This window comes from Novosphingobium percolationis (assembly GCF_020179425.1).
Classification (GTDB): Bacteria; Pseudomonadota; Alphaproteobacteria; order Sphingomonadales; family Sphingomonadaceae; genus Novosphingobium; species Novosphingobium percolationis.
This window is the reverse complement of sequence record NZ_JAILYM010000006.1, coordinates 139918-164891: the sequence shown is the minus strand read 5'-3', so window position 1 is coordinate 164891 and position 24974 is coordinate 139918. Positions and strand designations below refer to the sequence as shown.

Here is a 24974-nt window from a genome sequence, read left to right as displayed (position 1 = left end):
TGCGATAGCCGCGTTGGCAGGATGCGCAAAACGGAACCTTGCCCGGATCGGGCAATGGATTGCCGAAACGCTGCCCCCCTCGCCCGGCGCCCAACAGAAAACGGCCCCGGATCGCTCCGGGGCCGCTCCTTAGGTTGGACTTGCTGCGAAGCCCGTCAGATCAGAGACCCGAACCGATGGTGGTGCAGGTCGGGTTCGGACCGGCTTCCACGTTGGCGTAGGTCTTGGTCTTGCCCTTGGCATCCGTGACGTTGATGTCGACGGTGGCGGGCAGGTCCGAAGCCGCGACAACGCCGTTGGCAAGCGACTTGATCTTCACCAGGCCGGCCTTGGTCGGAACGCCGTTCTGGATGTACAGGTTCTGCGAAGCGAGCGTGGTGCCGTCCGAAGCCTTCTGCTTCGAGCGAACCAGGAAGGTCTCCGTGATGGCGACGTTCCAGGCCTTGGGCAGCGGAGCCAGACCCGCCTGCGGGCGGATGCCGAGCTTCGCGGCCTTGATGCCCGTGAAGGTTTCGCTCGAGAGCTTGTTGTTGGCGCTGTCGAACTTGGTGTTGCCCAGCAGCGTGTTGAGCATGAACACCAGCGCGTTGCGGTCCTGCGCCTTGGCGAAGCAGGTGCCGGTCACGAACTGGGTCGTGCCGGTGACCGGGTAGCCGACGGTCGGGTTGGCGAGCGTCGAGTCACCGTTGTACAGCGCGTTGTACCAGTCGAGCGGGTTCGAGCGCAGGAACTGACCCGAGTGCGTGAACTTGCCACCCTTGTCCGATTCCGGCGGCAGGATCTTGGTGCCGAAAGCGGCCTGCGCGTCAGCAGCGGTCGGCATCGCGAACAGCGGCTTCTTGGTGCCGTTGGTCTGCGCGACTTCGAGAGCGGCGGCGTGCATGGTCATGCCGGTCGACGGAGCGACGAAGTCGGCGCCGATGTAACCGATCTTGCCGTTCAGCAGAACGGTGGCGTCCGAAGCCGAGGCAACGTCAGCAGCGGCACGGATGTACGATTCCACGCGGCCCGAACCGTCAGCGACGGTGAACTTGCCGGCAGCTTCAGCACCCTGCGTGACGTTCAGGGCCGAACCGGTCCACACCGCACCGCTGATCAGGTCGGCGGTGCCGGCCAGCGTGTCGGTGGTGGTGGGCTTGTAGGGCGAGTCCGAACGGAACGAGGTCAGGTCGATGTTCGAAGCGGTCGAGTACGGCAGCGCTTCAGCAGCGTTCAGGTACTTGTTGGCGGTGCCAACGGGCAGGCTCGAGCCGCAGACGGCCGCGAGGTGACGGGTGAAGATGTCGGTCGTACCCGACTTGTCGAGACGGCCGACGAGGCGGATCGGAACGCCGTCCGAAGCCCAACGGGTGGCCGAGTCCTTGGAGTCCATCAGCGACAGCGCGACGCTGGTCTTGCCGACCTTGCCGACGTTCAGCGCCTGGAGCGTCGCGTCCTTCCAGTTGGTGATGACGCCGTTGAAGATGCCGCAGTAGGCCTTCTTCGACAGGCGCAGACCGCCCGTGGCGGTGCCATTGAAGGTCACCGGCGTAGCGACGTTGAACTTGTATTCGATCGCGTTGCCGCTGGCGTCGAGCACCGTGTTACCGCTGGCGTCAACCTTGCGGCCATAGACCGGGTTGTAGATGAACGCGACGGGCAGGACGTAGAGCGGAACCTGGATCGCGGCACCGGCCTTCTTGGTGGCCGAAGCGGTGTTGAACGACGAGACGTTGCCCGACGAGATCGGCGAGTCCGACATCACGAAGTGCGGGTTCGACCAGGTGGTGCCGAAAGCAGCCGGGAAGATCTTGCCAGCGGCGCCGGTGAAGAACGCGCCAGCGTTGATCGCGGCCCATGCAGTCTTGCCGCCGCCCGAACCGGTCGAAACGTAAGCCGCGGCAAAGCCCGGCTGGACCGACTTGGTGGCGCAGTCGAACGCAGCGTCGGCACCGGTGTAGGCGCCCCACTTGCGGACCGTCACGCCACCGTTGTTGTCACCAGCCTTGATGTTGGCCTTGGTGATGACGGTGCCGGCGTTGTCCTTGAGGTCAACGCCCGCAGCCTGGACGTTGGTGTAGTTGCCGCTGGCGTCGGCGGTGCCGATGCCGGCCGTGCCGATGCAGTTCATTTCGCGCGGCATGATCGTCGCGATCGACGACGCACCCATGCCGTGGAGTTCGGCAGCCGGGAAGACCACCTGGGCCTGCGCAGTGCCGGCCACCGAGCCCACCAGGGCGGTAGCGAGAAGCAGCTGCGTCTTCTGGAACTTGTTCATTGGATACCCCTTTTTCAAAACGGCTCTGATTATCCCCATCCCCCTGCGATGGTAGGACGAGCACTTGACGTCGAATTGATCCGTTCTTCGAACCCGGCGAGCGGGAATATTACGGAGATATTTCAGGTGCCTGCACCTAACCGGGCGAGTCCCGGTCAAGTGGTCGGCGAAGCCTGATTCGTCCCCGCGCCTCCCTCTATTTTTTGGCGGTGACAGTTTTGTGAGGATTGTTTCGTAAACCCGACCCGCCGCGAAGGATTTTGGCGCTGAAATCGTTGGGCTTCATCCAGGTTGGCGGCCATTTCGCGTTACGCACGGAATAAGCATTTTCCCGCATTGCCGATTTTGTTCGCGGAAACCGCCATCGAATGTGCGGGGCAGCCACGGAAAAGGCGGCACCCTGCGGCGCCGCCTCCCCCCGTTTAACCTGTCGTGCGCCGCTCAGCGCGCCGGTGCCGGCGCGGGCGGCAGCGTTTCGCGCCGGATGTCGAGCGTGGTGATCTTCGCGTCGAGCCCCTTGACCACCCCGGCGGTCAGGTCGTTGCCATAGTTGCCGCCGAGCACGCTGGCGCGATCGAACAGCAGGCCGCAGCCCTTCTCCTTGTAGACCGCGGCGATCACGGGCTGGGCCTGGGCAGAAATGGCCTCGATCGCCTTGGCGCGGGTGCGCTCGATTTCGCGGCTGCGCAGGTCGGCCTTGGCCTGGATCGGCGCGAACTTGTCAGCCAGCGCCTTTTCCTGCGCGCGGCGCTGGTCGGGTGTGAGCGTCGGCGCCTGCGCGCGCAGCACGGTCATCTGGGCTTCCAGCGGCTTGCGCTCGGCATCGATCTCGGCCTGCGCCTCTGCCGCGATCTGCTTGAGCCGCGCGGCGGCGGCGATGCCGACCTTGCTGTTGGCGATCACCGCTTCGCGCGCCAGCAGGCACACGCCGGGCACCAGCGGCCCGCCAAGGCCCTGTGCCTCAGCAGCAGGCGCCGGAGCCGTTGCCGGCGCCTGTGCCAGCGCCGCGCCGCCGAGCGAAAGGGTTGCCGCCACCAGCGTGACGATCCGGAAGGATGACGTGATCATGGGATTGGTCCTGCCTTTGAGCCTGCTTCAGTTCGCGCATTTGCCATCGGCATCGCGCTTGCCGCTGGGGCACGGTTCGTCGGAACCGCCGACGTAGCCGAGCACGTCGACGCGGATGATCGACTGGCGATCGGCCGCATCGGCCTTCTGCTGTGCGCCCGCCTGCGCGGCCTGCGCGGTAGCGGCAGCGGTAGCGCTGGCCGGGACCGCAGGCGCGGCCACGACCGCCGTGGTGGGCACGCCCACCGCGACACCGCCGACCTTGAAGTTGTCGGCATTGGCGACGCGCGCGGCGGCCACGAACACGTCGCCCGAAGCGCGCACGCCCGCATCGCCCGCGTCGACCTTGCCCACCGGCGCCAGCAGCGTGATGCGCGAGCTGGGAATGTCGAGCGTCGGACGGAACGCGGCGATGCCCGCGCCTGCGACCGAGCCTGCCGAGTCCACTTCGGCAAAGCCGTTGGGATAGAACTTCAGCACCACCGGCGGGAAGTTGGCGGCGGTCTTCGGTCCCTGCCCCGCGTTGAGGTCGCCGTTCGACGACCACATCGTGATATCGCCACCCGAAAGGCTGAACAGGCGGCTCTGGTTCAGACGGAAGTCGCCATCGGTGAAGCTGCGGATCGCCCCGCCGCGCAGCGACAGAACGCCTTCATAGCCGATCGGGATCGCATCGATGCCGGTCGGGATCACGCTGCTGGCAAGGCCGTTGCGGATGTTGAACAGGCCTGCCGCGCTGTACGGCGTCGACTTGCGCGCCGCCTGCTGCGACGTGCGTACCACCGAGCCCGCGATGAAGTCGCCGCCCGGCCCGAGGATGTCGATCGAACCGCCACGTGCGGTCTGGATCGTCGCAAGGCGCAAGTCGACATTGCCGGTCAGCACGCGGGTCGCGACGACCGGCTCGCCATCGACAAGCTTCTTGGTCGCCTCGCCCAGCGGATGGTCGGTGCTGACGGTCGCCGCGTCGGTTTCGAACGTGGCGAGGTTGTCGGTATAGCCCGCCTCGGCCGGGAACAGCGTCTGGATCGCGCGGTAGCCGCGCACGTATTGCTTGTACGATGCGCCGTTGGGATCGGCCGGCGCGGCGATCTCGCCGAAATAGACCTCGCGGATCAGGAACTGGCGCTGGCGGTCCTGCGACAGGCCTGCGCTGAACGCCTGGTACAGCGCCGTCGTGCGGCCGTAGGCGGCTTCGGAAATTTGCGCGTCGGTCGCGCCCGACGACAGATCGCCGAACACGCTGGCGTAGAGATCGGGCGCATTGGCCTTGAGCCACAGCGCCAGCTTGGCCGCATAGATCGGCTTGGTGCGGTCGGGCGTCTTGTTGCCCGCGCTGTCGACGTTCTGCACGAACAGATCGCCGTCGAGCAGCGCCATGTTGGCCGGATCGAGATAGGTCGTGGCGAGCGCCGTGTAGTTGGCCCCGTGCGCCACGCCGAACAGCGCGGTGATGTCTGCCCCTTGCGCGGCGAGCCAGGGATTGGCCTCGTTGCCGATGGTGCGGATGCCGCCCGCGTAGCTGACGCCGCCGACCGTGGCCGAGTTGAGGAACGGCCCGAGATCGCGACCCGCCTGGACGACGAGCGTGCCAGGGCCACCCAGCACGATGTTGGTCATGCCGACATAGGGCCTGCCTGCGATCGCAGAGGTGAGCGGCGGCACGCTGGTGGTGGCGGTGATGTCACGGCCCGCGACGATGCTCGTCACGTCCGATGCGCGCAGGTTCTGCCCTTCGAAGGTGAAGTTGACGATATCGCCGCCCGCATTGATCCGCGCCGCCTTGGCCAGCGAAAGCTGGACGTTGCTGATCGAGCCGCCGGCGTAGATTTCGGCCACGCGGGCGTCGTCGGCATGGGTGATCGTGCGATCGTGGTAGAGCCGCAGCATGGGATCCTCGATCCCGCCATAGACTCCGCCGAAAGTGAAGCCGAGGCCGCTGGTGCGGAACAGCGAACGCGCGCCGCCGGTGAAGCTGGCGACCGTGAACGCCCCCGGCAGATCCGAAGGGTTGGCATCGCTCATCGCCAGCGCGAACGAGGACATGTCGCCCCCTGCGACGAGCGAGAGCTGGCCGAAGCGGCTGGGATAGAGGATGCCCGGCGTACCGTTGCCCAGCACGAGGTCCGAGGACAGCGAGGTCAGTGCCAGCGAGGGCGGCAGGACATAGCCGAACAGGTACGAGGATTCCGAAAGCGACGTGGAGACGTCGACGAACGGCACCTTCAGCTCCTTGCGGTTGTTCGCCAGCGTCAGCTTGCCGATGGTGTCGATCGACACGCCCGCCGCCGGGCTGAAGAAACCGGCGCTGTTGAGCACGCTGCTGATGTCGAGCCCGACGTGGTCGGCGCCAAGCGCGCCGATGCCGCCGATATCGACCGCGCCGCGCGCGGAAAGCGCGATCGTGGCGTCGGACACGCGCAGGCGCAGCAGGTTGCGCGTATCGGGTGTGTTGCTGTCATCGTCGTAGGAGCCGGTGGTCAGCGTATCGCCCGCCGATGCAACGGCACGACCGGCCGTGATCGTGCCCGTGCCCGATGCAAGGTCGACCTGCCCGCCGAGCAGGTCGCGGCCCGCCGCCATGGCGAGGTTGCCGCTGCCGCTGGTGACGATCACGCGCGCGCCATTGGCGGTGCGGTCGGTGACGAGCGAATTGTCGAGCGCGACGGTCAGGTCGCCGATGTCGCGGCCGGCACGGATCGCCACGTCGCCCCCCGCCAGCGCGCCGACACCCGAACCGAACAGTTGCGCGACCACGCCGACGCTGCTGTCCAGACCGATGGTCCCGACCCGCCAGCGCTGGCTGGCGCCGCCGATGTGGTTTTCGTTGAAGGTCGAGGTGCCCGCTTCGTAGCCCGGCAGATCGGTAGCAATGTCGGTGCCCGAGCCGAGGTAGGCCTCGCTCCACACGTCGCGGCGGCCGATCACGTCGCGTCCGGCCTCGATCGTGACGTCGCCGCCGTTGCCGGTGACGGTCGGGGCGAAATCGAGCAGGCCCTGCGGCGAGGGAATGTAGTTGACCACTTCGGCCCCGGTCGCGCCGGTGGCGACCGAGCCGAGCTGCGCGAGGCGCGTGCCAGCGGTGTAGACCGCCGAACCGCCGACTTGCGCGGTGTCGCTCTGCGCTTCGTATGGATCGCCCGCGCTGTCGACCGAAGCACCCGCCGCATCGCGGTAAGTCACCTTGGTCGAGCCTACCAGATCGACGTCGGTCGATGCGGCGATGGCGATGTTGCCGTTGCCGGTGCGCACCAGCGGACGGTAGGTGACGCGGTTCTGGTCGTAGACCACCGGATCGCCGGTGGTGCGGTCGATATCGCGGTTGAGCGTGGCGTAGCTGGCGCCGAAATCGCCCGACAGGAACTGCGCGACTTCATCGAGCGAGGCATAGACCCCGACGACCTGGCCATCTTCCTTGATGAAGCGATGGCCCGCGAAGAACGTCGTGGCCGCAGCCTTCGCCGCGTCCGACAGCTTGCTGTCACTGCCCCAGTCGAGCCGCGTGTAGTAATCGCCTGCCGTCGCGGCATCGACGTAGTCGTTGAACGCGCCGGTCAGGAAGCCGCCCGCATTGGCGAACAGATACGTCCCCGAACCATCGTCGAAGCCGAGCTGGAGCGTGTCGCCGATCTTCGTCGTGCCCGCGACCGCGCGCACGCGGTAGCTGCTTTCGCCTGCGATCACGACCGAGCCCTTGGCGCTGCGATCGAGGCCCAGCGGATCGGCCGAGGTCAGGCTGGAGCCCGCGACAAGATTGATGTCGGACGAATTGACCGCCTTGCCATCAACCAGCGGGAACAGCTCGCCAATGCCGATGCCATTGCCCGTGCCATTGGCGGCAACGCTGTTGGCCGACGCGCTGTAGGGCGAATTGATGAAGATCGGCGTCGATTGCCCGCCCAGCAGGCCGGTGGTCAGGTCGATATGGACGATCTCGTCGTCCGAGGGGCGCTCCTTGTTGGCGATATATTCGCTGTAGGAGGGCAGGCCATAGTCGCAGGTGCTGCCAGCGGCGCAATCGACCAGCACGCCGGGGTGATAGACGCGGTTGGCGCCGCCCAGCTGGTAGCTGAGGTAGTCGGCGTCGGTGCGGTCGTGGAAGGCGAAGAAGCCGTCGCTGATGCTGTTCTTGACCAGCAGGTTGCCCGCGCTGCGCAGCGAGAAGACCCCCGCCTCGCCCGTGACCGCGCCGCCGACGCGGAAGGTCATGTCGACGAAGCGCGCGAACAGTTCGGCTTCCTTGCCCGCGACGACCTGATAGCGCGGATTCCCGGCGCTGTCCGGCCCGAGCGGCGATGCGACGATCAGCCCGGCTTCCAGCGCGGCGGCGTAGTCGGTGATGTGTCCGGCGCCGAGGTTGATGTTGGAATCGACCACGATGTCCGAGGCCGAGACCAGTTCGGCTTCGGGGCGCAGGCGGTAGCCTTCGAGCGAACCGCCCTTGGCCAGCGCGACCGAGAAGTTGCGAACGAAGTTGGGGATCGTGCCCGAAGCGTCGCTATCGGAAAGGAAATTCGGCAGGCCGCCGATCACCGAAGCGTCGAGGTGGATTGCGCCATCCTTGCCGCGCGTCACGCCCGCGTACTGGCCCGAAGCGGCGATCGCATCGAGGTCGAAGCGCTGGAACGCGTCGATCGACAGCGAGGCCGCGCCGCGGATGGTGCCAGCCGGATCGACATTGACCTTGCCCGAAACGAGCGGGGCGCGGAACGTGACCGTACCGCCGAGATCGCCCGAGGCGAGGCGGTAGGCCGTCGATTGCGTGAGGGTTTCGGGGTCCTTGACCGTCACCGCGACGAGGCGGTCGGCGGTATTTTTCGCCGAAACGTCGATCACCGCGCCTTGCGCGATGGTGATCTCGGCAGTGTCCTGGACCACACCCAGCGTGACATTGCCGGCCTTGGCCTGGCGGCTGTCGAGCGCGTTGTAGCCGCTGGTGCCGGTCTTGAGCAGGGCGGTTTCGCCCAGCGCCACGCCATTGCCGCCATAGAGCGAAATGTCGCCGCCGTTGACCCGCGCGGTGCTGTAGGCGGCGTCGGTCATCGCCATCTTCGAGACATCGATGCCTGAAGTGTCGATCGTGCCGAGGATATCGATGCGGCCCGTATCGGTGGTCAGGCGGACGCTGGCGGCGCGCAGGGTCTGCCCGGCGGCGAGCCCAAGATCGCCCGAGCCGGTGTGCAGGCGCAGGTCGCCCTGGAAGCGGTTGCCATAGGCGGTGACGAAGCTGTCGAGCGCAAAGGCATCGCCCTTGCCATCGAGGATGCGCCCGGCGTCGATGGTGAGCGAGCCGGTGCGCTGCCTGGTCGCCGCGATGCCGCTGTTGAGCGCGGCACCCAGCACCACATCCCCGTGCGAGGCGATCAGCGCGAGTTGGCCCGCATTGCCGAGGCCGTTGTCGGTGACGAGCGACGTGCCTTCGCCCAGCCGGATCGAACCGGACAGCGACTGGAGGAAGATCGAGCCAGAACCGGCGGTGGCGATCAAGCCGTCATCGGCGGTGCCGATGCGCGTCTGGAAGCCCGGCGCGGCGAGCGTGCTGTCGCCCGAGACCTTGATCGTGCCGCGCGACCACGCGTTGATCACGCCCGCGCTGGCGCGGATGTCGGCGTTGACGATGGAGAGCGCGGCAACCGCGCTGTCCTGGCTGCCGAAGGCAATGATCGAGCCTGCCGAAACCGCCTTCGCATCGGGCGCGGCCGTAAGGCCGGTGCCATCGACGGTGACCTTGCCGGTGGTGAGGAAGGCGTAGTCGGCGCCGCCGCTCTTCACGTCCGCCGTATTGCCGAGCGCGTGGTCGGCGATGAACGGCGCGTCGATCGTCAGCGCGACGCCCGTCGGCTTGGCCGCATCGTCGATCGCGAACGCGCCCTGGCCCTGGACATAGACGCCCTTGGCGGCGGACAGCGTGACGCCGCCTTCGTAGCCGATCAGGCGCACGGTGCCCGAATTGAACGCGATGCGATCGGCGTCGATCACCAGTTTGGCGTCGAGCCCGCAACTGCTGCTGACGAGCGTCGAACAGCCGCCGAGCGCCTTGCCGCTGTTGCCGAGCGTGACCGAACCCGCCTTGATCGTGGCGTCGCCTTCGTCGGCCACGAAGCCGGGCGCGTCGATGACGAGATCGTGGAAGGCGGCAGGCAGCGCCGCGCCCAGCCGGATGAGGTTGCCCGAGCGCAAGGTCAGGCGGTCCGAGGCGGCAAGCTGGCCGGCGATGTCGGGCGCCAAGCCGCCTTCGCCGAACGAGATCGACGAACTGGTCAGGCTCACCGCGCCGCCATCGACGCCCACGCCCGCGCCGAAGCGGACCGAACGGGTCGAATCGAAGGCGATGCTGTCGCCCTTCAGGGCAGCATCGGCACGGATGGCGAGCGTCGCGGTCAGCGGGCCACTGGTATCGAGGAAGGGATCAAAGGTGCGCTCGACCAGACGCTCCGGCCCGTTGGCGACGCGCAGCAGTGCGCCGATGCCGGTGTTGTCGGCGTCCGCAACGGGCTGCGCGCCTTCGCTGTAGCCGATCCTGATCGCGCCCGCGTTCTGGTCGGCCAGCGTCCCGGTCGCGGTGAGCGCGGCACCCTGGCCCACGGTCAGCGACGAGCCGTCACCGGCAACGGCCAGGATCAGTTCGGGCGCGGACAATGAAACGCCAGCGGCAACCGTCAGGTCGTGCGCGACGACGCCGATGGTGGTGGTGCCATCGGCGTTTTCGCGGCGCACGCCGCCCAGCAGCAGGCTGTTGGCATCGAGGTTGGCGAGCGTGGTCGCCGACAGGGTGAGCACGCCGTCGGTGCCGCTGCCCGACACGGCATCACGGATGGCAATGGCACCTGCCGCAATATCGAACTGCGCGCCGCGACCGCCGCTGGCGGCATCGACCTTGAAATCGCCCTCGACGGTGAAGGACGCGCCCGGCGTGATCACGAAGCGCGCAGCATCGAGCGGCGAGCGCGGCGCGACCTGGCCCTTCTTGTCGGCCAGGTCATCGAACGTCTTGGTGCCCGAGGTGAGCTGGATCTTGGCGTACTTGAGGAACGTGTCCGAACCCTGCACCGTGAACGAGCGGCGCGCGGAATCGCGGAACGCCGTGCCCGCGGTGGCGAAGTTGCCACCCACCACGACGCTGCCATCGCGCAGCGTGTTGGCGCCGCCGACCAGCGGTGCGGCTGCCGACGTGTTCTCCACCAGACGCAGCGCACCGGGCAGCAGCGCATAGTGCGCGGGCAGCAGTAGGTATTCGCCCGCCGCGATCCCCGGCGCGGCATCGAGCCACACCGTGCGACCGGCGTTGAGGCCGTAGAGATCGCCACCGGCCGCGCCGTAGTCCGCCGAATAGAGCGGATCGTAGGCGGCGACCTCGCCCGCCTTGGAAACGGGGAGGATGGCATAGACCTGCCGCCCGTCGGCATACTGGTAGCCGTCGTTCGACGAGAAGCTGTCGCTGTTGAAGCGCGACAGCACGTCGCGCGAGCCGCCGGTGCCCGAGACGAATTCGTAGGCGAAGATGTCGCCCCCGCCCTGCCCGTCGATGGTCGCGCCCGCCGCCACGTCGATCGACACGCCCGCCAGCACGAGCTGCCCGCTGGGCGCGGTGGTGAGCGAATTGCTGGAATTGGGTGTGAAGTAGTATTCGGTAAGGTCGGTGGTCTGGCCGTACGGCACATTGAGGCCCGACCCGCTGACCGAGGTGACGCTGCCCGCGCCGAAGGTCACGCTCTGCGTGGCGGGCGCGAAGGTGAGCGAACCGGGAATGATCTGGCCCGCGCTCGATCCGATTTCGAGCAGGCCGAGCGGGGCGCGCAGCACGCCGTCCTGGCGAATATTGGCGCCCAGCACGCGCACCCAGCTGCCCGCCGAAAGCGGCGCATCGGGCACGGTCGCGCCGTTCGACGCGAACGAGACGGTGCCGCCCTGCGCCAGCGAGGCGACGAGATAGGGCAAGGCCGCGGAATCGGCGGTGCCGTTGCGGCGATCCTCGATCAGCTGCTGCAGGTTGCCGGCGCCGGTGGTGGCATAGACCTGGCGCGCGGTGAACGAGAGGTCGCCGGTCGAATAGATACCGCCGGTCAGGCCGATCTGGCGCGTGACGTTCGCGATCGCGGGCGAAACGCCGGTCAGGCGGATGTCGCGCGCCGCTTCGAACCGGACAGAACCGGCAGGCGTGGTCGCCTCGCCCGTGGTGCCGGGCACGGCGATGCGCACCGCGCCGACGAGGTCGATGTTGTCGGCTGCAAAGGTGATCGAGCCCGACTGCGCGGTGCTGACCAGCGAGCCCGGCGCGGTCTGGGCGCGGCTCGACAGGCGGATATAGGGCGCTTCGATGCGCGCATCGCCGTTCGAAACGAGCGACACGCCGGTCTGGTAATCGCGTTCCTGCGCGGCGGCGCTGGCGGAATCGGCGGACGACAGGATCAGCGCCTTGCCCAGCTTGAGCGAGACATCCCCGTTCAGGCCCAGCGTGCGGCGCGCCACCAGCGTCGAGAAGCCCGACTGCATGATCTGGTCGGCGGCGATCAGGTTGCGGGTCGTTTCGCCTTCGAGATAGCTCTGCGTCAGCGTGGGGGTGAGCCATTCGAGCACCCCGCCCTCGGCGGCGGCGGCGCCACCCTTGGTGCGGATCGTCGCCCCGGCCATCGACCCGCCCGCCAGCACCGACAGCGTGCCGCCATTGGTCCACTGCTGCGTCAGTTCATACGTCGCCGCGTCCGTCTGGACGTCGAGATCCGCGCTGACGCCGCTGAGATCGAGCAGCGATCCGGCATCGGCCTGGAAGGCCAGCCCCGGCGTGGCGGCGGCATAGTCGAGGGCGTTGCCGCCCTTGAGCACTTGCGTGCGCCCAGCGCCGTAGAGCGAATCTGTGAACAACTTCGACGAACTGTCGAAATAGGCCGCCGCCGTGCTGAGCCTGCCGCCCGCGTAGAGCGTGCCCGCAACCAGCCGGCGGCCATTGGCCAGCACCGCCGTGCGCGGGTTGTAGACCACCCCGCCCGACAGGTCGGTCACGCTGCCATCGGTCAGCCGCACGCCGGTCGATGCGTCGAGCTTTCCGAGGAAATAGAGGGTCTTGTCCTTGCCCGAGAGCGAGAACAGCTGGGTGTTGGTCAGCGTAGGATCGAGCGCCGAACGCGCCTTGGCCGAATACTGCGCGTTGCCATCGACGATCTTGTGCGCGCCGAGCACGGCATCGAGCCCGGTGCCGCCGAGGTCTTCGCCGGTTACGCCGATGGCGCTGGAATAGAGTACTTCGGGCAGCACGCTGCGCTGGGTGATCGAGCCGCCCATCAGGCGGATCGTGCCCGCATTGAGCAGCTTGGCGATGGTGAGCGAAGCGCCGGCCGCGCCGGTGATCGCGCCGCCGTGTTCCACTTCGAGTTCGGACAGGCCGCCCAGCGTCAGGCTGGCGGCGCGCTGGTCCCATGCCTCGACCGGGATCGCCGCGGAGACGACCGAGGTGACATCGGCCCCGGTGCCGAGCGCAGCCAGCCGCGCGGCGGTATCGGGATCGAGTACGCTGGGCAGCAGCGCCTGCGAAAGGTTCAGCGTTTCGCCGTCGTGGATGACGAAGCGGCTGGTTTCGAGGAACGCCGAGATGCCCTTGACGCCGTTGTCGAACAGGTTGGTGAACGTGCGCGACTTGAACGCGGTCAGGTCGAGCGCGCCGAAGCCGGTCTTCTGGATGAAATCGAGGCCGAGCCACGCGCTGTTGGCGGTCTTTTCCCCGCCCAGCGTGATTTCGGGCGCGACGAGCGTGAAGGTGCCGCCCCCGCCGAAGCTGAAGCCCTTGAGGTTCGACGCATCGAAGCGGACCACCGAGCGCTGGACCGACGGGGTCAGCGCGTAGCGGACGGTCTTGCCGACGTCGTTGTTGTCATAGGGCGTGAACGTGACCGACTGGTTTTCGCCGCCGATCGACAGGTCGGTCGAACTGGTCGCGTCGAGGAACGGATCGGTGCGCGAGATCGAGGCGTAGATCGTCTCGTTGAGCAGCGCGACATTGCCACCCTTCGCATCGAGCGACAGGGTGCCCCGCGCATCGACATAGCCGCCCGACGACACGTTGAGCAGCGCGCCGGGGTTGATCAGCAGGTCGCCGGTCAGGTCGACCGCGTCGGTGGCGGTGTCCTCGCTGGTGCCGAGCGCGACGAGGACCTTGGGCGCAACGGCGAGGCTGATCGAGCCGCCATCGACGAAGGCCCTGCCCGTCAGCAACCCGCCTGCCGCGAGCAGGTCGTTGCTCCACAGGCCCGACACGTCGAGCGTGCCGTTGACGATGACGTCGAAGGCATCGGGCAGTGCATCGCCTTCGGCGTAGAGCGTCTTGATGTCGTCGGCGGTGGTGAAGGCCGAGCCCGTGGTCGCCACGGTCGAACGCTGGACGATACCGCCCAGCTCGTAGGTGCGCGCAGCGATCGCGCCGCCATGTGCGGTGACCTTGCCGTCGAAGGTGATCGTGCGCCCGGCATCGACCGTCAGCGCCCCGCCATTGGCGAGCACGAGATCGCTGCCCGCGCCGAAGCTGACCTTGCCGCTCGATTGCAGCGTCAGTGCCGAAAGGCCCGCGCTGGAAAGCTGCGCGTCGCTGAGCAGGAACACGCCCTGGCCAACCGGCAGGCCGGTGGCGCCGTTGGCGTGGACGAGGATATCGCCGCCAAGGCCGACGGTGCTGGAGCCGCTGAACGAACCGACGCGCAGGAAGCCGCCCGACGGCAGTTGCGCGGCGGTGGCCTGCAACTTGCGCGGATCGCGCGCGAGGGCCGACGTGGCCGTGCCGACCTTGCCGGTGGCGATCTGGTTCTGCCCGGCAAAGGCATCGCCATGAAGCGTGGCGTCGAGCGTGCCGGTCGAGGCGCGGACGATCAGCCCGCCCGCATCGCGGCCTTCGTCATACGCCGCTTCGAAGTGCGACCCACTGAGCGCGCGGCTGGTGTAGGTGGTGGTCGTGCCCGCCTTGGTCTGCGTCTCGTCGTAGCTGTCGGCCACGCCGATGTAGTCACCGTTGGGATCGGCTTCGGAAATCGGCACGATCGTGCCGTCGGCGCGGATCAGGCGGGTTTCGCGCACCCAGCCTGCGTCGTAGCGGACCCAGCCGCCCGAGAAATCGACCGTCGCGCCCTTTTCGATCACGACCTTGGGCGCGGTGGCGGGATCGGCCGCGCCATCGACGATCTTGACCGCGAACGTGACGGTGCCGCCCTTGGTCATCAGTTCGCCCGCAGTGGCGCCGATCTGGCTGGCCGCGGAGCCCGCCTCGATCAGCGGCGAGCCGATCCACTTCACGCCGTCTGCCCGCACGCCGCTCTTGCGCGGGTCGATATAGACGGTCTGGCCGTTGAGGGTGAAACTGCCGTCGGTCTTTTCATCGCGATAGTTGGGCGTATCGCGCAGTTCGTTGCCCTTGAGCGGCGAGATCTTGACCGAATTGCGCGACGCCGAAACGGCGACATCCTTGACGCCCGAGACGTCGATCACCGCGCCTGCCGCGACCGTCACGTTGCCATCGAGCGCGGCGTGGGCCTGCGCGATGAAAGATTGCGGGTCCCAGGTCTGCGAGGCGCGACCGCCGATCGACACCGTAGCCGATGGCGCCAGCAGCATCGAGTTCGCGCCGAAATCGACCTGCGCCGGGCCGAGCAGCCCGGCCTGCGTGCCGACCAGCGTGGCCGCGACATACATGCCGCCGATGTCCACGCGCGAGGCCTTGAAGTTGGGCGGGCTGTCCGCCGTGCCTTGCGGCAGCGTCTCGCCGTTGTCGTCTTCGAGGATCGAGATGCCGCCGGCGTGCGCCGGGTCCTCGCCCGCGCTGATCACGACATGGCCCGCCGTCAGCGAGATCGTGCCGTTGCGCGAGACGCTGGTGGTGGAGGCAAGCAACCCGCTGTTGGTGACGGTGCCCGCAAGGTCGGACCCCAGCGAGATGTAGCCGCGCTTGACCTCGATCAGACCGGAGTTGACGACATTGCCGCCGGTTTCGGCGGTGGTGCGCAGCAGCAGTCCGCGAATGCCGGGATCGACGCTGTTCGCATCGCCGGTCGAGATCGTGTAGCTGATCGCGCGGCCCGCCTGGAGGCTGACCTGGCCTTCGGGCGCGGTGATCGTGCCGTCGTTGCTGACGTTCGGCCCGGTCAGGATGACGAAGCCGCCGCCCGAGGCATTGAGGCTCGCGCCGCGATCGACCACGACAGCGCCTTCGGCAGCTTGCGAGAAGGCCGACAGCGGGTCGCTGATCGAATAGGTGCCCGTCCCCGCCAGCGCCGACGTGATCATCGTGGCGAACTTGTTGGTGGTGGACGCCGGGCCGAGCAGGCCGTTTTCGAGATAGGCGGCGTTGCGCTCCTTGAGCGTCAGGCCCTTGAAGCTGTTGCCGGGGTCGGTCGCATCGGGCGCGTCCTTGGCGAAGTTGCCGATTTCGAGGCTGCTCGCCAGCAGCGAGTGGGTGTTGACCTGCGCGCCATTGCCGAAAATGACGCCCGCACGGTTAAGCACGAGCACGGTGCCATCGGCTTTGATCTGGCCGAGGATGGTGGTGGGCGAAGCGTTGGGATCAACCACGCGGTTGAGCACGACCCAGTCGGTCTGCGCCTTGCCATTCAGCGTCTGGTCGAACTTCAGCGTGGTCTTTTCGCCGACGTTGAAGCTGTTCCACGACAGCAGCGCGCGCGAATCCGTCTGCTTGACGGTGACGGTGTAGGCGCCCGCATCGACCGTCTGCGTGGGCATCTCCGCGCCCTGCCAGGTGGCAAGGCCGGTGGCATCCTCGGTCGCCAGCGTCGGCTTGGTCACGGCGGGATCAAGGCCGTGGGTGGACAGGCCATCGGTCGGCTTCACGCGGATCGCGGCAAGCGCGGCGGTGCGCGCCTCGGTCACGATCGTGCGCATCGACTGGATCGTCGCGCGGTTGGCCGCCTGCTGGGCCAGCGCATCCTGCATCCGCTGGCCGCGCAGCGGGGTCGCCGTGGTCGCAGGCGAAGCCGTCACGACCGGCGCGACGCCGACCGCGCCCCGCAGACGCGCCATCTGGGCATCGGCGGGCGCGACGGTGACGAACAGGCCGAGCACCCCGGCGCTGGCGCTGGCGAGAAGCCGGTGGCGTCGGCGCGCGGGCTGACCGTGACGAGCGAGCATGGCGTGGTCCCTGATGTTCAAGCGTGAGGTCAGAAGCGCGCGCGCAGGTCGATCTGGAGCACGTCGATCGCGAGGCGTTCGCCCGCGATCTCGTTCGAGCTCAGCCAGCGCGCGCCGATGGCCAGACCATCGCGCAGGCCATATTCGCCGCCGAGGATGTAGCCCTTGGCGTTGGTGCCGCCGAGGTGGAAGTCGCTGTCGGTATAGGCATCGAGCACCGCGTCGCTTTCGACGTAGCGGTATTCGGCGAAGGCCGACCACGAACCCTGCTTGTCGACCACATCGTGGCCGAGGCGGGCGTTGACCAGCCACGCGGTGTTGCCGCCGATGAAGCTGGCGGGATTGGTCTTGGTGCAGATGTGCAGCCCGTTCCCGTCGGTGCCGTAGTTGTTGTAGGGTTCGAGCAGCGTCGCCGCGGCAGTGTCGAACTCGCCGCCGCAGATGTCCTTGCGGTGGAAACCGAGGTTCTTGACGTAGTTGCCCGACAGGCGCGCCGAAACCTCGTCCGACACCTTCGCCGTGGCGGCGAGGTTGAGGTCGAGGATGTCGTAATCGAACTTCAGCCCGAACACCTGCGGATAGATCCCCGTGGAATTGGTCACGTGGTTGCGCATGGTGAAGACGGTGTTGCCCTTGCGCAGCGAAAGCGGCGTCAGGCCATCGGTCGAGCAGAAGTTGCCAAAGTCCATGTTGCAGGGCTGCGAAAGCTTGCCCTGCACGTTCTTGAAGCTGTGGAACCCGGCGCTGGCGCGGACCGACAGGCCGTCGGCAACCTCACCCTTGTAGGCGAGTTCGCCCGCGAACAGCCACTTGCTCGGGTAACGCTGCTTGTCGATCGAGATGTTGGGGAAGTTCGAATTGCCGTAGTCGATCGGGAAGGCCCCGCCGGTCAGGCTCACGCTCGAACCATTGCCCGTCACGCCGTCGTAGGCGAGCTTTGCTGCCACGCCATCGAAGCGCAGGTCGGCGTCGTAGAGCATTTCGGTGGTGTTGAACGGGTTCTCGAAGCGCCCGAAGGTGAGCGTGGCCCACGACTTGGGCTGAAGCTTGATGAACGCGGTATCGAGCCACAGGTCGCGCTTGGCGAGACCGCCGCCAAGGCTGACGTTCTCGGTGATCGGGCTGTTATCGTCGCCCGTGCCGACCATTGCGCCGACGGTCACGCCTTCGAGCACGTTGGCCTCGATGCCGAGGCGCGCGCGCAGCCGCAGGCGGTTGACGCGATCTTGCGTACTGTTGATCTTGGTGACGTTGGCCAGATCCGCAGCCGTCGTAAGCGGGGTCGGACCGTTCGCGTTCAGGCTGGCGAAGTCAATGAGGTAGGGCGAATTCAGCTTCGAATAGAGGTCAGACTGCGAACGCACGCGCACGTCGCCGTACAGGCGCACCTTGCGCGTCCATTCGGGCGCGGCCTGGCCCTTGGTCACCCAGCCTTCGGTCGCGGCCTGCGCCATGATTTCCTGGCGGATCTCGTCGCGGATCTGCGCGCGCACCGCTTCGGGCACGTGGGCGACGCGCACCGCGCCCGGCGGCGGGGGCGGCGGCGGAACGGGAATCGCAGCCCGCGCGGCAGCGGCCTCGGCCTGCGCCTGACCCAGCAGCGCATCGCCATCGGCCTGGCTGAGCGTGCCCTTGGCCACCAGCAGGCGGATGAGGTTGGTCATCGCATCGGGCGACGGCGCGGCGGCCGCGGCAGGCTGGCCTGCGCTGGCGGCGGCATCGGCCTGCGCGAAAGCGGGCACAGCGGCGAAAAGGCCCGCGATGCTCAGGGCCAGCGCGGTGGAACGGTGAAGCGTGCTACGCATCGGAAAACTCCGGTTGTTCGTTTTGGCCGTGGGGGTTGCCGGGTCAGAAGCCACGGCTGCCCCTCACGGTGATCTTTTGCGGAAAGCGCAGGGCCGAAGGCGGCGCATCGAGGCCGCGCACGCCCTGCAGGATGGCGAGCAGCAACTGGTCGCGCTTGCCGTTGCCGCTGGAACGCAGCAGTTCGGCGCGCGTGACCTGGCCCGACGCGTTGATCCACACCGAGAAATCGGCGGTGAAGATCTGGCGGTTGACCTTGTCGTTGTCCTGGATGCGGTCCTGCAGCGCGCCCGACAGGTAGCGCGTGTAGAAGCCCGTCGCGATCGGCGAACCGCCGCCGCAGGTGGGGCCGACGCACGTGCCGGTGCCGCCGACTGCGCCCATGCCACCGCCCTTGCCCGAGCTCATGCCATAGGAATCGGTGCCGGCCTGCGCGGGCCCGTCGATCTTCATCGGCGCGGGCTGGTCGGGCGCGGGCGCGGGTTCGGGATTGGGCGCCGGATTGGGATCGGGCGACGGTGGCGGCGGGGTATCCGGCGGCGGAGGTGGCGGTGGCGGGGGCGGCGGAGGCGGCAGCATCTCCGCCCTGATCGCGGGCGGTTCGTTGTCGACCTTCACCGTGCCCGTCGCGGTGATCTGGCCATAGAGCCACCAGCCGCCAAGCGCGACGAGTACGATCGCGCCCACCGGCAGCAGCCGCGACAGCAGCGACGGCCCGGCATCGGGATCGAACCCGTCGTTCTTCCCTTGCGGGGGCGGCGCGGAAGGGGTTGTGGTGGTCACGTCAGGTCCGTCAGGCGCCGGGCTTGCCGGTGACGAGACCGACCTTGGACAGATCGAGCCTGCGGCACAGGTCGAGCACTTCCATCACCTTGCCGTACTGCGTGGTGGTGTCGCCCTTGAGCACGATCGGCACTTCCGGGTTCGACGCCTTGGCGTTGCGCAGGCGCGTTTCGAGATCGGGCAGCGTGACCGGGAACGCATCCATGAAGACCTGGCCCTGATCGTTGACGGTCAGGGCTATGGTCTTGGGCTGGACGAGGCTCTTGGCCGAACTCGCCTTGGGCAGATCGACCTTGATGCCCTGCACCGAGGCCGTCGCCATGAGGATGAAGATCACCAGCAGCACGTATGCCAGATCGAGCATCGGCGTGATGTTGATGTCGTCGTAGGCCTTGCGGCCGCCACCTACCTGCATCGCACGCGCTCCTTATTCCGCAGCCTGCCGCGCTTCGGCGGCATCAGCCTGCATTTCGGCAAGGCGGGTGATGAGGCGGTCGATGAACACGCGCATCTGGTCGGCGAGCGCGCTGATGCGGCCGTTGAGGTAGTTGTAGCCGAACAGCGACGGGATGGCGCAGGCAAGGCCCGCAATCGTGGCGAGCAGCGCGGCGGCGATACCCGGCGCAATGGCGTTGACGTTCACGTCACCCGCCATGGCCACGCCGCCGAACACGGTCATGACGCCGATCACGGTGCCGAGCAGGCCGATGAAGGGACCGCCCGAGATCGCGATGGTCAGGATCACCATCATCTTGTCGAGCTTCTGGTTTTCATCGACGAACTGCGCATCGACCGCGGCGCGCATCGCTTCGATCGCTTCGGCCGAGAGCGGGCGCGCGCCCAGCGCGTTGCGGCGCACGTCAAGCTCCTCGATGCCGATGTTGTAGAGCCGCGCGATCGGCGAAGCCTTGGTGATGTAGGCCGCTTCGGGCTGGCTCACCCCGGCGACATCCGCCACGGGCACGAGATTTTCGTGCATTTCGGCAAAGCGCTTGAAGAACTGCCTGTTCGCCTTCTCCGCCGCGTTGAGGTAGCGGGTCTTCGCGACCATCAGCCAGATCGCGAGCGTGAGCAGCACCATGCACAGCGCGATGATCACGGCGTCGACGGGTTCGAGCTTGCTGACGATGAAGCCGATGACGTTGGCGCTGCCGCCCGCCTTTTCGGCGCTTTCGGCAACGACCACCACCTTGTTGGCTGGGCCTTCGGAATTGGCCATGGTCATCATCATCGATGCCGGGCGCGCGCTCTTCGACAGGCGCACTTCGTCGATCGAGCCGATGAAGTTGCCGCCGAGCATGATCGGGCCATCGATGGCCGGAAGCGCGACCGAGGCAGCCCCCGCTTCAACGCCGTTGACGTAGATCTTGATGGTCTGGCCATCGGCGACGACACCGATGTGGGTCCAGTCGTTCTGCTTGACCGGCGCGGTCGCGGCGGCGCGGGCCGCGCCCAGCGCGACGAACGGCATGCCGTTGGCCACGCCGATCGACAGCGGGCCACGGCCCAGGATCTGCTGCTCGCCCGAAAGCTGCTCGGCCTTGATCCAGGCCGTGAAGGTGAAGGGCGCGCCAGCCGTCATCGCCAGCGACGGGGTGGGCGCGATGGTCACGCCGCCCTGCCCGACGAAGTGTGCGCCATGGCCCACGATCGCGCTGTCTTCCGAACCCGCAGGTGCGTTGGTGGCGTTGTTGGCGTTGGCCGTCGCGTCCTTGCTGGCCTCGCCCGGCTTTTCGCCGAAGTGGTACACGGCGGTGTAATCGGGATCGAAGCTGCCCTTGGCGTCTTCACCCACCGGCGCGTTCTGGTTGCCGAAATAGAGCCAGATCTGCTTCTTTTCGCCGCCGTTCAGCACGGGCACCGAAACCCACACCGTCGCCACGCCCGACTTCGGATCGAAGCCTTCGATGTGGTAGGCCAGCGGGGTCTTGTCGTCGGTATCGACGAAGCGCAGGTCGGCCCCGTTCTCGAGCGATTCGGTGAAGGTGAAGTTGCCGTTGTGCAGGCGGACCAGCACCAGCGTGCGACCGACCGGACCGCTGACGCTGGTCGTGTCGACGGTCACCGCCTTGCGGTAGGTCCAATCCTTGTTCCACCAGGCCGAAGCGGGGGTCGCGACCCCTGCGATCAACAGGCAAAGCAGCGCGGCAAGGCTCTTGAGAGCCCGGCGCTCGCGCCCGAAGAAAGTGTACGCCATCAGAATTCGCCCCTGGCTGAGAAGGTGATACGCGGGTGCCCGGCACGGCCGGTGACGGGAGCGCCAAAGCTGCTGCCCGTGGCCGTGTCGCCCGCGCGCGTGGTGGTGTTGGTCAGAAGCGGCACGCCCACCGTGACGCCGCCGGAAAGATGCTTGAACAGGCGATAGCGGATGCCGCCGCCGATGCTGGCGAGGCGGAACGTCGATTCCTGATTGACCAGCGGGTCGATCAGGCTGGCGATGCCGCTGTCGAAGAACACGAAGGGTCGCAACTCGCCCACGAAATCGGGCAGGTATGTTGCCAGCGAGGGCCCATCGACCTGCAAGGTCGCGGCAATGCCGCGATCGCCGACGGCCTGCGACTGGAAGTAGCCGCGCACGGTCGATTCACCGCCGATGCCGAACTGCTCGTTCGAAACGAGGTGACTGTCGGCATATTGCCCCGCCAGTTTGACGATCAGGCTGACGTCGTCGGCAATCAGGCGCGTGGCGCTGATGTCGGCGTTGACGTGCGTGAAGTTCTCGCGCGCGTTATAGTCCTTGATCGTGAACTGGTCCTCGACCGACGTGCAGGTCGAACCGGCAAGATCGGTGCATTCCAGTCGCTTGACCACGCGCAGGCCGAAGGTGGCGTTGAGGTTGACGTCGAACTGCGACTTGTCGCCCGCATAGGACCACGAATAACCCAGCACCGCCGGGATGTAGCGGATCGGCGCCTTGTTCGCGACCTTCGACGCGATGACGATATCCTGCTTGAAGTCCTTGTAATCAAGGCCGATCGAGAACGACTGGTCGACGCGTTCGCCCGACAGGCGGTAGATCGCGCGCGCACCCACCTGCCAGCCGTTGCCCAGTACCTGCGTACCGCCCAGCGCGGCGATGTTGCTGTTCGACTTGTAGCCGAACAGGACCAGCGACCACGGCGACCCCAGGATCGGCGCGTTGTAGGAGCCCGAAATGACCTCGGTCTGTTTCCGGTCCTGCGGCGTGACGATGTACGAGGCAGAGACGGTGTGCCCGGCCCCCCACAGGTTGGTGTAGCGCGCCGAAGCGGCCAGCCGCAGCGGATGCGTGTTCGGGCTGTTGTCGTTGCCCAGTTCAACGCTGCCATGGAACGGCAGCTGATCCTTGACCTTCAGTTCGACGTCGATCGCGCCTTCGGTCTTGCTCGGGCGGAAGCTCGGCTGGACCTGCCGGTCGGGAATGCGGTTGGCCTGCACCAGCTCGGTCTGCAGCGCGCGCAGGTTGAGCGGCTTGCCCGGCTGGATCGCGGGGAGCTGGCCGCGCAAGGCATCCGTCGAATGGTGCTTCGCGCCGGCGATGCGGACTTCGCCGACGGGCGCTTCGGACACGCGGATCTGCACGATCCCGGCGCGCGCATAGGCTTCGTCCTGCGCCGGAATATCGACGACGGCGGCTTCATAACCCTTGGCCGCATAGGCGTCCTGCAGGGCCTTGCGCGCGGCTTCGATGTCGGCCGCGGTGCGGCCCTCGCCCGTGTAGCGATAGACGATGCCTTCGATCTCGTCGGCGCTGAGCGCGGTTGCGCCCACAACCTCGATCGAATCGACAGTGAACTTGCCCGACGCTTCCGGCTCGGCATTGGCGGGCGCCGCATCTTGCGCTGCAACAGGCGCCGCGGCCTCTTGCGCGCAGGCAGGCGCCGCCGTCAGGGCGACAGCCAGCGCGGGCGCAACCACCGCAGCGCGGCGCGACCAAGGTTGTGCGTTAATGATCATTGCCCCGCCACATGGAAGAAATGCCCCCGTGATTCCTCCGGCGCGGCATTGGTCCCCCAATGTGTAATTTTTGAGACGAAATTGGTTTTGTGACAGGTTCTCTCGACAGCAAGTCCTGCCTTTTGGTCCGGTTTGAAACGAATATTACAGTTTTTGGTCAACATATTTCATTCACGGCGCACGACTTCATCGAAGCGAAATCGAAATCATTCTGTCACATCACGCGCATAAACGGGCGCCCGGAAGGGGGCGGCGCGATGCGCATGGCTTCGCTTCGCCGTTTTCGCCCAGGGCACGTCTCAACCATGTCTTCGCTCGCCGACCCCATCACCGCCCCTGCGGCCCACAGCGGTCTTGCCGCCGTGCTGCGGTGCGAAACGGGCTTGTCGGACGAGGCGCTGGCGCGCGCGGAACTGGTGCAGGTCGAAACGGGCGAGACGCTCGACAAGGTGGCGACACGGCTCGGCCTGATATCGGAGGACGCGCTGGCCGAGGCGCTGGCGCGCGCGACCGGCCTGCCACTGGTCGATGGCGTGACCTTTCCCGAGACCGCACCGCTGATCGCGAACCTGAGCCACGCCTTCCTGCGCGACCGGCGCGCGCTGCCGCTTTCGATCGATGGCGACGTGGTGCGCGTGGCGATGGCCAACCCGCTCGACGAAGACGCGGCGGCGGGGATCGCCTTTGCCACCGGGCTTGCCGTCGAGCGCCTCGTCGCGCGCGGCGGCGATATCGACGCCGGGATCGACCGCCTCCACCGCGCCGAGACCGAGGAGGACGTCGAGGACGAAATCGACGAGGCCGATCTCGAACACCTCAAGGATCTGGTGAGCGATGCGCCGGTGATCCGCGCGGTCAACCGCCTGATCGCCGATGCGGTCGATGCGCGCGCCTCGGACATCCACCTCGAACCCGCCGACGACCGGCTGGCGGTGCGCTTCCGCGTCGACGGGGTGCTGCGCGAGATGCCGCCCAAGCCCGCCGCGATGCGCGCCCCGGTGGTGAGCCGCATCAAGGTGATGGCCAATCTCAACATCGCGGAAAAGCGCCTGCCACAGGATGGCCGCCTGCGCCTGACCGTGCGCGGGCACGAGATCGACCTGCGCGTGGCGACCGCGCCATCGATCCACGGCGAGAGCGTGGTGATGCGCATTCTCGACAAGTCGAAGCTCGCGCTTGATCCCAAGACCCTGGGCTTTGACGCTGATCTGGAAGCCCAATTCCTGGGCGCACTGACGCAGCCGCATGGCATCATGCTCGTCACCGGGCCGACCGGGTCGGGCAAGACAACGACGCTCTATGCCGCGCTGGCACACCTCAATTCGCACGAACGCAAGCTGACCACGATCGAGGACCCGATCGAATATCGCCTGCCCGGCGTGGTGCAGAGCCAGGTCAACCCGGCGATCGGCTATACCTTCTCCTCGGCGCTGCGCTCGTTCCTGCGCCAGGACCCCGACGTGATGATGGTGGGCGAGATCCGCGACACCGAGACCGCGCAGATCGCGGTGCAGGCCGCGCTGACCGGGCACATGATCCTGTCCACGCTGCACACCAACACGGCGGCGGGCGCGGTCACGCGACTGCTCGACATGGGGGTCGAACCGTTCCTGCTGTCGAGCGTGCTGACCGGCGTTCTGGCGCAGCGGCTGGTGCGCCGCCTGTGCCCGCATTGCCGCGAGCCGTACAAGGCCGACAAGGCGGTTCTGGCCCGGCTCGGTGTCGCCAAGGGCGATCTCGAGGACGGCTGGCGCATGTTCTGGCGGCCTGTGGGGTGCGAACAGTGCCGCCACACGGGCTATGCGGGCCGCATGGCGGTGTTCGAGTTCATCCGCATCGACGCCGACATGGCCGCGCTGATCCTCCACCGCGCCGATACGCGCAAGGTGGCGCAGGCCGCCGCGAAGGCAGGCTTCGGCACCTTGCGCAGCGATGGCATCGACAAGGCCCGGCGCGGGTTGACCACGCTGGAGGAAGTCCTGCGCGTGTCGAGCGAGGACTGAGGCAA

At 67.4% G+C, this 24974-nt stretch carries 9 protein-coding genes; 1 reads left to right on the top strand and 8 read right to left on the bottom strand.

Translation table 11 applies throughout. The features are described 5' to 3' along the window. Window positions 1-160 precede the first annotated feature (160 nt). From K3A84_RS15795 to K3A84_RS15760, 8 genes are all read right to left on the bottom strand, one after another. On the bottom strand, window positions 161-2257 hold the full coding sequence (locus K3A84_RS15795; protein ID WP_225010318.1) for a substrate-binding domain-containing protein: 2097 nt from the start codon (window positions 2255-2257) through the stop codon (window positions 161-163). A gap of 441 nt (window positions 2258-2698) precedes the next feature. Beyond that, window positions 2699-3325 carry an OmpH family outer membrane protein gene (locus tag K3A84_RS15790; RefSeq protein ID WP_225010317.1) on the bottom strand — a complete coding sequence of 209 codons (627 nt, stop codon included), beginning with the start codon at window positions 3323-3325 and terminating at the stop codon, window positions 2699-2701. Window positions 3326-3352: 27 nt separating this feature from the next. Next, window positions 3353-16444, bottom strand: coding sequence for a filamentous haemagglutinin family protein (locus tag K3A84_RS15785; protein WP_225010316.1), 13092 nt, complete (start codon window positions 16442-16444; stop codon window positions 3353-3355). 29 nt (window positions 16445-16473) lie between these two features. Continuing rightward, the gene (locus K3A84_RS15780; RefSeq protein WP_225010315.1) at window positions 16474-18249 is read right to left on the bottom strand and encodes a putative porin; all 1776 of its coding nucleotides are present in this window, start codon (window positions 18247-18249) and stop codon (window positions 16474-16476) included. A 43-nt stretch (window positions 18250-18292) separates the two neighbouring features. Then, window positions 18293-19030, bottom strand: a complete 738-nt coding sequence (locus K3A84_RS20555) for a TonB C-terminal domain-containing protein (protein ID WP_225010314.1) — start codon at window positions 19028-19030, stop codon at window positions 18293-18295. 10 nt (window positions 19031-19040) lie between these two features. After that, a complete protein-coding gene (locus K3A84_RS15770; protein ID WP_225010313.1) occupies window positions 19041-19445 on the bottom strand; it encodes an ExbD/TolR family protein in 405 nt (134 codons plus the stop codon). A gap of 12 nt (window positions 19446-19457) precedes the next feature. Beyond that, window positions 19458-21227, bottom strand: a complete 1770-nt coding sequence (locus K3A84_RS15765; protein WP_225010312.1) for a MotA/TolQ/ExbB proton channel family protein — start codon at window positions 21225-21227, stop codon at window positions 19458-19460. Next, window positions 21227-22966 (bottom strand): ShlB/FhaC/HecB family hemolysin secretion/activation protein, encoded by a 1740-nt coding sequence (locus K3A84_RS15760; protein ID WP_225010311.1) that lies wholly within the window; start codon window positions 22964-22966, stop codon window positions 21227-21229. The genes K3A84_RS15765 and K3A84_RS15760 overlap by 1 nt, the downstream gene beginning before the upstream one ends. Before the next feature lie 305 nt (window positions 22967-23271). Here K3A84_RS15760 and K3A84_RS15755 point away from each other — a divergent pair, with 305 nt between their 5' ends. Next, entirely contained in the window at window positions 23272-24969 is a 1698-nt protein-coding gene (locus tag K3A84_RS15755) for a GspE/PulE family protein (RefSeq protein ID WP_225010310.1), read from the top strand. Window positions 24970-24974: the final 5 nt, after the last annotated feature.

Excerpts from the sequence above, each read along its gene's own strand:
- K3A84_RS15760 (WP_225010311.1), bottom strand. The coding sequence starts at position 22,966 with ATGATCATTAACGCACAACCTTGGTCGCGCCGCGCTGCGGTGGTTGCG.
- K3A84_RS15790 (WP_225010317.1), bottom strand. The coding sequence starts at position 3,325 with ATGATCACGTCATCCTTCCGGATCGTCACGCTGGTGGCGGCAACCCTT.
- K3A84_RS15770 (WP_225010313.1), bottom strand. The coding sequence starts at position 19,445 with ATGCAGGTAGGTGGCGGCCGCAAGGCCTACGACGACATCAACATCACG.
- K3A84_RS15795 (WP_225010318.1), bottom strand. The coding sequence starts at position 2,257 with ATGAACAAGTTCCAGAAGACGCAGCTGCTTCTCGCTACCGCCCTGGTG.
- K3A84_RS15755 (WP_225010310.1), top strand. The coding sequence starts at position 23,272 with ATGTCTTCGCTCGCCGACCCCATCACCGCCCCTGCGGCCCACAGCGGT.
- K3A84_RS15765 (WP_225010312.1), bottom strand. The coding sequence starts at position 21,227 with ATGGCGTACACTTTCTTCGGGCGCGAGCGCCGGGCTCTCAAGAGCCTT.
- K3A84_RS15785 (WP_225010316.1), bottom strand. The coding sequence starts at position 16,444 with ATGCTCGCTCGTCACGGTCAGCCCGCGCGCCGACGCCACCGGCTTCTC.
- K3A84_RS15780 (WP_225010315.1), bottom strand. The coding sequence starts at position 18,249 with ATGCGTAGCACGCTTCACCGTTCCACCGCGCTGGCCCTGAGCATCGCG.